The following is a 6,820-nucleotide window of genomic DNA, read 5'->3' as shown; positions in this document are numbered from 1 at the left end:
ACACACACAGTTCACCGTCGCCACCGGCATACCGGTCTACTTCTGCGACCCCCACTCACCCTGGCAACGCGGCTCGAACGAAAACACCAACGGCCTACTCCGCCAATACTTCCCCAAAGGCACCGACCTGTCCGCCCACAGCGCCGAAGACCTCGAACACGTCGCCCAGCAACTCAACGGCCGACCACGCAAAACACTCGGCTGGGCCACCCCAGCCGAGCGCCTGCGTGATCTACTCACAACCACATAGGCCAACAGGCGTTGCAACCACCCCAAGAAACCACCCAACACGGCCCCCGGAATCCGCAACACGGGCCCCGGAATCCGCAACACGGGCCCCGGAATCCGCAACACGGCCCCCGGAATCCGCAACACGGGCCCCGGAATCCGCAACACGGGCATCGTTCAGTCGAGGGCGGCCAGTTTGCGGGTGAGGACGGTGCGTTCGCGGTCGTTGCCGCACAGGGACACGGCACGCTCCAGTTCGGCGCGTGCCTCGGCGGTGCGGCCGAGGCGGCGCAGCAGTTCGCCGCGCACGCCCGCCACCTGATGAGAATCCGCGAGGCCGTCGGCGACGGCGTCCACCAACGGCAGGGCCTCGCCGGGGCCGCGGGCCATCGACACCGCCACCGCACGGTTGAGTTCCACGACCGGTGACGGCGCCAGCGTTCCCAACGCCTCGTACAGCGCCACGATCCGTTCCCAGTCCGTTTCGGCGACGGACCCGGCGACCGCGTGGCATTCGGCGATCGCAGCCTGCAGTCCGTAGTAGCCGAGCCCCCGGCCGATCCGTTCGGCCGACCGCAACGCCGCCCTTCCCCTTCGGATCGTCGAGCGGTCCCACAGCCGCCGGTCCTGGTCCTCGAGCAGCACGGGTTCGCCGTCGGCGCCGGTCCTCGCGGGGAAGCGTGCCGACGTCAGTTCCAGCAGTGCCAGCAGCCCGTGCGCCTCGTTCTCCCCCGGCATGAGCCGCGCCAGCACCCTTGCGAGCCGTCGCGCTTCGCTCGCCAGGTCGAACCGGATCAGCGCACCGCCCGAACTCGCCGACGACCCCTCGGTGAAGATCAGGTAGACGACGCTCAACACCGAAGCGAGCCGCGCACCGAGTTCGTCGGCCTGCGGCGTTTCGAACCCCGCGCCGGCCGCACCGAGCGACTTCTTCGCCCGCGTGATGCGCGCCTGCACGGTGGCGGTCGAGACGAGGAACGCCCGCGCGATCTCGTCGCTCGCCAGACCGCCGACCACGCGCAACGTCAGCGCCACCTGCGCCTCGCGGGAGAGCGCCGGGTGGCACGCGGTGAACATGAGAGTGAGGACGTCGTCGTCGGTGTCGTCGGGCCGTTCCGGAGCGGATCCGGTGTCCAGCTGCGGCAGGCGTTCGTCCAATGCCGCCCGCCGGCGGAACGTGTCGATCGCCCGCCGCCTGCCCGTCGTCAGCAGCCACGCCACCGGATCACGTGGGACGCCCTCGCGAGGCCAGTTCACCAGTGCCTCGGCGAGGGCTTCCTGCGCGACGTCCTCCGCCAGCGCGAGATCGCCGGTGTACCGCGCGAGCGCACCGACGATCCGCGCCGACTCGATCCGCCACAGCGCCTCGACCCGGCGCCGGGCCGCGACGGTCTCGGCTGCCGTGCTCACGCCGTGCCGAGCTGTTCCCGCCAGACCTTCTCCTTCTGGACCCACTCGTTGTCCTGCGGGAACTCGTCGACCCCGGTCACGCGGCGGATCTCCATCTTGCTGCCGGGTCCCTGCAGCGGAGCGCGCTTCGCCCATTCGACGGCCTCTTCCTTGGAGGCGACCTCGAGCATCCAGAAGCCGTTGAACAGTTCCTTGGTCTCGCCGTACGGACCGTCGCTGACGACGGGTGTCTCGCCGGAGTAGTCGACAACCACGCCCGGGTCCTGCGGGTCGAGCCCCTCGCCGCCGACCATGACCCCGGCGTTGATCATCTCCTCGTTGAAGCGGCCCATGACCGCGATCACTTCGTTGAAATCGACGTTCTCGAAAGCCGCCATGGTCTCGTCGGTGGCCCGCATGATCAGCATGAACTTCATTGTCTACTCCTTCGCCGGTGAAGCCCCCTTGGTGGAGCTTCTCACCTAGGTCGAACGGGCGCCCCCGGAAATCGACAAGCCCGGAGAAAATTTCTTCGAGGTGCCTCGCCCGGCCCGCGCCTGCGACGGGTGAGGTCCGCATCGTCGCCGGTCGGCGCGGTCTCCTTCGCGTTCGTCGCGCACGTGTTCCCGCATCACGGCGAGTCGAATCCCGGGCTCCGCATCCCGGGGGCCGCCGGGCTCGCTCCACGGCCTGCCGTGAGCTCCGGCTGACGTAGGCTCCGGCGGGTGACTCCGACCGCCACCGCAACCCCGGACCGGCTCGCCGAGACGGTATCGGCCTGCCGTGAGCTGATCGAGACCCGCTTCGCCGGTGACGTCGAACGCGGCGCCGCAGCCATGCTCCTCGACGACGGCACGATCCTGACCGGTACCGCTCCCGACGTCGCCAACCCCAGCGTGGAGATCTGCCACGAGACCGAACCGTTCGCGGCGGCGTTCCGGCTCGGCCGGGCGATCGTCGCGTCGGTGTGCCTTGCGCGTGAGGCGCCGGGCCGGTTCGTCGTCCTCAGCCCCTGCGGGGTGTGCCGGGAGCGGCTCGCCGGGCACGGCCCGGATGTCCGCGTAGCGGTGCCCGGCGATACGGGTACCCGCGGCGATCCGGCGTGGATCACCCTCGGCGAGGCGCTGCCGCACTACTGGGCAGCGGTGTTCGACGACATCCCGTGGCGCTGACGCTCGTCCTGCGTTCCCGAAAGGTCGGCGTCTCGTGGCACGCTTACCAGGGTGAGCATCACGGACGCGGCGCGCCTGCGCGAACTCGCGCTGCTGCGCAAGGTGCGCGACCGGATCGACAGGGAGTACGCCCAGCCGCTCGACGTCGATGCACTCGCGCGCGGCGTGCACCTGTCGGCGGGCCACCTGAGCAGGCGGTTCCGCGAGGCCTACGGCGAGTCGCCGTACTCGTACCTGATGACCCGGCGGATCGAACGCGCCATGACCCTGCTGCGCCGCGGTGACCTGAGTGTCACCGAGGTCTGCTTCGAGGTCGGCGGCTCCTCGCTCGGCACGTTCAGCACGCGGTTCCGCGAGCTCGTCGGCATGTCCCCGAGCCGGTACCGGGCGCAGCAGGCGGGCGCGACCGACGGCATGCCCGCGTGCGTGGCGAAACAGGTCACCAGGCCGATCAGGAATCGAGAAGCGCCCGCGCCGCGCAGGTCCTAACGTGAAGCCATGAGCAGCACAGACCTCACCATCGCCCAGGCCATGCTTCCGCTGGCCGACCCGGACACCTCACTCGCCTTCTACCGCGACGTCCTCGGCTTCGAGGTGCGCAACCACGTCGAGTACGGCGACATGCACTGGATCACCGTCGGCCCGCCCGGCCAGCCGGAGACGTCCGTCGTCCTGTACCCGCCCGAGGCGACACCCGGTCTCACCGACGCCGAGCGCAGCCTCATCGAGGAGATGATGGCCAAGGGCACGTACGCCATGATCAACCTGTCCACCCCGGACGTCGACGCGGCGTTCGCCAAGGTCCAGCAGGGCGACGTCGAGGTCGTCCAGGAGCCGATCGACCAGCCGTACGGCATCCGCGACTGCGCACTGCGCGACCCGGCGGGCAACATGATCCGCATCCAGCAGGTGGGGTGAGCAGGCGATGGCCACGAAGACCGCGGGCCCGAGCGCGCTGTCGCGGTGGATCCAGCACCGGGCCAACGCCTCCACGAGGAAACGCATCCGCCGCAAGGGTGGCCGGTCGATGGGGATGGACCTGTTGATCCTGCACACCGTCGGCAAGCGCTCCGGCGAGCCGAGGGAGACCCCGTTGACCTGGTTCGCCGACGACGACCCCGAGGCCTGGCTGATCCTCGCCTCGGGCGGCGGTGAGCGGCATCCGGACTGGTACGTCAACCTGATGGCACGCCCGGAGCAGGCGACGGCCGAGTGGCACGGGCAGGAGCCCGTCGCGGTGACCCCGCGGGTCCTCGACGGCGCCGAGCGGGAGCGGGCGTGGCTGCGCATCGTCGAGGAGCAGCCGCGCATCGCGAAGTATCAGCGCAAGCACAGCAGGCAGTATCCCGTCGTGCGGCTGACCCGCCGCTGACCGCGTCGCGGGCGCCCGAACCGAACCGACCCACTGGAGAGAGCCGATGAGCACGGACACGCCGGCGGTACCGGCCGCCGACAGTCACGACCTGATCCGCGTGCAGGGCGCGCGGGAGAACAATCTCGCCGACATCAGCATCGAACTGCCGAAACGGCGGCTGACGGTGTTCACCGGCGTGTCCGGCTCGGGCAAGAGCTCACTGGTGTTCGCGACGATCGCCGCGGAATCGCAGCGGCTGATCAACGAGACCTACAGCACGTTCGTGCAGGGGTTCATGCCGACACTGGCGCGGCCCGACGTCGACGTGCTCGACGGTCTCACCACGGCGATCATCGTCGATCAGGAGCGCATGGCCGCGGATCCGCGGTCGACCGTCGGCACGGCGACCGACACCGGTGCGATGTTGCGGATCCTGTTCAGCAAACTGGGCGAGCCGCACATCGGGTCGCCGAAGGCGTTCTCGTTCAACGTGGCGTCGATCAGCGGCGCGGGCGCGGTCACGATGGAACGTGGCGGCAAGAAGGTGAAGGAGCGGCGCAGCTTCAGCATTCTCGGCGGCATGTGCTCGGAGTGCGAGGGCACGGGGCGGGTCACCGACTTCGACCTGTCCGCGATGTACGACGACAGCAAATCGCTGCGCGAGGGCCCGTTCACGATTCCCGGTTGGAGCGCCGACGGTTGGTACGGGCGCATCTACATCGGCTGCGGCTTCTTCGACCCCGACAAGCCGCTCCGCGAGTTCAGCAAGTCCGAATTGGACGACCTGCTCCACAAGGAACCCACCAAGATCAAGGTCGACGGGATCAACCTCACCTACGAGGGGATCATCCCGAAGTTGCAGAAGTCGATGCTGTCGAAGGATCGCGAGGCTATGCAGCCGCACATCCGCGCGTTCGTCGACAAGGCCATCACCTTCACGACCTGTCCCGAATGCGACGGCACCCGGCTGAACGACACGGCGCGCTCGTCGAAGATCGACGGTGCGAGCATCGCCGACGTCTGCGCGATGCAGATCAGCGACCTCGCCGAATGGGTTCGCGGGATCGAAGTACCGTCCGTGCAGCCGCTGCTGGAGATGCTGCAGTCCACACTGGACTCGTTCGTCGAGATCGGGCTCGGCTATCTGTCACTGGACCGGCCGTCGGGCACGCTGTCCGGCGGTGAGGCGCAGCGCACCAAACTCATCCGCCACCTCGGTTCCTCGCTGACGGACGTCACGTACGTCTTCGACGAGCCCACCATCGGACTGCACCCGCACGACATCGCGCGCATGAACGACCTGCTGCTGCGGCTGCGGGACAAGGGCAACACGGTGCTGGTCGTCGAGCACAAGCCGGAGACGATCGCGATCGCCGACCACGTCGTCGACCTCGGTCCCGGCGCGGGAACCGACGGCGGGACGGTGTGCTTCGAGGGCACGGTCGACGGCCTGCGAGGCAGCGACACGCTCACGGGCAAACACCTCGACGACCGCGCCGCGCTGAAACCGTCGGTGCGCACCGGCGACGGCGCGCTCGAGATCCGCGGTGCCGACCTGCACAACCTGACCGGCGTGGACGTCGACATCCCGCTCGGTGTGCTCACGGTCGTCACGGGTGTGGCCGGGTCGGGCAAGAGCTCACTGATCCACGGCTCACTGGCCGGACGCGACGACGTGGCGATCGTCGACCAGAGTGCGATCAAGGGTTCGCGCCGGTCGAACCCGGCCACGTACACCGGCGCGCTCGACCCGATTCGCAAGGCGTTCGCCAAGGCCGGCGGTGTGAAACCGGGACTGTTCAGTGCGAACTCGGACGGTGCGTGCCCCAACTGCAACGGTGCCGGCGTCATCTACCTCGACCTGGCGATCATGGCCGGGGTGCCCACGCCCTGCGAGGTGTGCGAGGGCAAGCGATTCCAGGCCGAGGTGCTGGAGTACACGCTGGGCGGCAAGGACATCAGCGAGGTGCTCGCGATGTCGGTGGCTCACGCCGAGGAGTTCTTCTCCGCAGGCGAGGCGAAGATACCGGCTGCACACAAGATCCTGAAACGACTCGACGACGTCGGCCTCGGCTACCTGACCCTCGGCCAGCCGCTGACCACGCTGTCGGGCGGCGAACGGCAACGACTCAAGCTCGCGACGCGCATGACGGAGTCCGCGGGTGTGTACGTGCTGGACGAACCGACCACCGGGCTGCACCTCGCCGACGTCGACCAGCTGCTGGCGTTGCTGGACCGGCTCGTCGATTCCGGCAAGTCGGTCGTGGTCATCGAGCATCACCAGGCAGTGATGGCCCACGCCGACTGGATCATCGACCTCGGCCCCGGTGCCGGTCACGACGGTGGGCGGATCGTCTACGAAGGCAGTCCGGCCGACCTCGTCGCCTCGCGTTCGACGCTGACGGGACAGCACCTCGCGGAGTACATCGCCTGACCACTGTCGTTGACAGGCCGTGTTGCGTTTTCCAGGGGCCGTGTTGCGGATTCCGGAGCCCGTGTTGCAGTTCCCGGGCGGCGTTGCAGTTCCCGGGGGGCCGGATACGGAACCGCCCCGGTTCGTCCTTCGGGGGATGACGAACCGGGGCGGTTCCGGCCGGCCGCCAGGCCGGGCCTGTATGCACGGGCGGCTGCCGCATGGGGGAGATTTCCGCCCGTGCATACCCCCAGTGGCCCGGTG

8 protein-coding genes are annotated in these 6,820 nt (G+C 69.0%); 6 read left to right on the top strand and 2 right to left on the bottom strand.

The genetic code is table 11. The features are described from left to right. On the top strand, positions 1-250 hold a 250-nt coding region (locus tag LY12_RS15655; RefSeq protein WP_372493516.1), incomplete at its 5' end, for an IS30 family transposase. Positions 251-405: 155 nt separating this feature from the next. Here the strand turns inward: LY12_RS15655 and LY12_RS15650 are convergent. Together LY12_RS15650 and LY12_RS15645 are read right to left on the bottom strand one after the other, a co-directional pair. Beyond that, on the bottom strand, positions 406-1,638 hold the full coding sequence (locus tag LY12_RS15650) for an RNA polymerase sigma factor (protein WP_253857248.1): 1,233 nt from the start codon (positions 1,636-1,638) through the stop codon (positions 406-408). Beyond that, positions 1,635-2,054: a YciI family protein gene (locus LY12_RS15645; RefSeq protein ID WP_253857247.1), complete on the bottom strand. Its 420-nt coding sequence runs from the start codon at positions 2,052-2,054 to the stop codon at positions 1,635-1,637. The genes LY12_RS15650 and LY12_RS15645 overlap by 4 nt, the downstream gene beginning before the upstream one ends. Before the next feature lie 288 nt (positions 2,055-2,342). On the opposite strand from LY12_RS15645, the gene LY12_RS15640 reads away from it, so the two are divergent. Genes LY12_RS15640 through LY12_RS15620 form a run of 5 tightly spaced genes read left to right on the top strand, consistent with a single transcriptional unit; the run spans position 2,343 to position 6,577 of the window. Further along, positions 2,343-2,789, top strand: a complete 447-nt coding sequence (locus tag LY12_RS15640) for a cytidine deaminase (protein ID WP_253857246.1) — start codon at positions 2,343-2,345, stop codon at positions 2,787-2,789. 51 nt (positions 2,790-2,840) lie between these two features. After that, positions 2,841-3,278 carry a helix-turn-helix transcriptional regulator gene (locus LY12_RS15635; RefSeq protein ID WP_253857245.1) on the top strand — a complete coding sequence of 146 codons (438 nt, stop codon included), beginning with the start codon at positions 2,841-2,843 and terminating at the stop codon, positions 3,276-3,278. Between the two features lie 9 nt (positions 3,279-3,287). Beyond that, complete coding sequence (locus tag LY12_RS15630) at positions 3,288-3,707, top strand: VOC family protein (protein ID WP_253857243.1); 420 nt, start codon at positions 3,288-3,290, stop codon at positions 3,705-3,707. A 7-nt stretch (positions 3,708-3,714) separates the two neighbouring features. Beyond that, positions 3,715-4,161: a nitroreductase family deazaflavin-dependent oxidoreductase gene (locus LY12_RS15625; RefSeq protein WP_253857241.1), complete on the top strand. Its 447-nt coding sequence runs from the start codon at positions 3,715-3,717 to the stop codon at positions 4,159-4,161. Positions 4,162-4,207: 46 nt separating this feature from the next. After that, positions 4,208-6,577 (top strand): ATP-binding cassette domain-containing protein, encoded by a 2,370-nt coding sequence (locus LY12_RS15620; protein ID WP_253857239.1) that lies wholly within the window; start codon positions 4,208-4,210, stop codon positions 6,575-6,577. Positions 6,578-6,820 lie beyond the last annotated feature (243 nt).

The sequence above is a fragment of the Prauserella alba genome, from assembly GCF_024171735.1.
Lineage (GTDB): Bacteria > Actinomycetota > Actinomycetes > Mycobacteriales > Pseudonocardiaceae > Prauserella > Prauserella alba.
The sequence above is the reverse complement of the archived record's forward strand: the minus strand, read 5'-3'. Positions and strand labels throughout refer to the sequence as shown.

What these genes read in the sequence shown, in the direction of transcription:
- LY12_RS15645 (WP_253857247.1), bottom strand. Translation starts at nt 2,054, where the DNA reads ATGAAGTTCATGCTGATCATGCGGGCCACCGACGAGACCATGGCGGCT.
- LY12_RS15630 (WP_253857243.1), top strand. Translation starts at nt 3,288, where the DNA reads ATGAGCAGCACAGACCTCACCATCGCCCAGGCCATGCTTCCGCTGGCC.
- LY12_RS15625 (WP_253857241.1), top strand. Translation starts at nt 3,715, where the DNA reads ATGGCCACGAAGACCGCGGGCCCGAGCGCGCTGTCGCGGTGGATCCAG.
- LY12_RS15620 (WP_253857239.1), top strand. Translation starts at nt 4,208, where the DNA reads ATGAGCACGGACACGCCGGCGGTACCGGCCGCCGACAGTCACGACCTG.